Raw genomic sequence first — 815 nt, forward strand, 5'->3', positions numbered from 1 at the left:
GCATCACTGCGCTAAGATTGTCTTTTCATAATCTATAGGCAAGAAGTTAAATTACAATGATCGCCGTTATATTTGAGGTTGTCCCAACCGAAGGTAAGAAACAAGAGTATTTAGACATTGCCGCATCACTTAGACCAATGCTTGAAACTATTGAGGGTTTTATTTCAATTGAACGTTTTGGCAGTCTGGTAGATGAGAACAAGATACTGTCACTCTCTTTCTGGCGAGATGAAGCGGCGATTAAGGAATGGCGAAACCTAGAGGCCCACCGTTTTGCGCAAGCCAAAGGCCGTGGAGGCGTGTTTAAAGAATATCGTTTACGCGTGGCCAAGGTATCTCGTGACTACTCAATGGTTGAGCGAGATGATGCACCATCAGACAGCCGTGCACATCATGAGAACTAGACTTAGGCTTTCACCAGAGAAGCAGTAAAAAGTACCTGCTTCGATTTAAGCAGCCTCGGACATCTCCAAAGTTGGAAGCGGTAAATCCCAAATCGCAGCGAGAATCGACACAAGTTTTTGCTCAATCTCACAGACCTTGCCATCCACTTCAGCTGCCGCTAATAGACCTTTTATCAATCGAGGCGTCAGCAGAGGGTAAGCTTTCTTCAGCTCACTACAGGCTGTAGTGAATTCTTTCGTTGAAATATTCAATGCTAACTTGGTACCAGCCAAGTCAATACCGCTCGCTTTACCAGCGGCCTCAATAGCCGCCAATTGATCACGAGTTGTTCTCTTCCCCATTTGAACAAATTTGGTCACGGCAATTCGGTAAAAGCCGGCGATACTCTCAATATTTTTGTACTTAGGCTT

Annotated in this window: 2 protein-coding genes; one reads left to right on the forward strand and one right to left on the reverse strand. The window is 44.8% G+C overall.

Features of this window, described 5'->3' with window-relative positions:
- The first annotated feature begins 56 nt into the window (after positions 1 to 56).
- A complete protein-coding gene (locus A3739_RS01910) occupies positions 57 to 404 on the forward strand; it encodes an antibiotic biosynthesis monooxygenase (protein ID WP_068500046.1) in 348 nt (115 codons plus the stop codon).
- Positions 405 to 449: 45 nt separating this feature from the next.
- On the opposite strand, the gene A3739_RS01915 is transcribed toward A3739_RS01910, so the two are convergent.
- Positions 450 to 815, reverse strand: a 366-nt coding sequence (locus tag A3739_RS01915; RefSeq protein ID WP_231876975.1) for a hypothetical protein, incomplete at its 5' end; no start/stop codon positions are given.

This window comes from Oleiphilus sp. HI0067 (assembly GCF_001635735.1).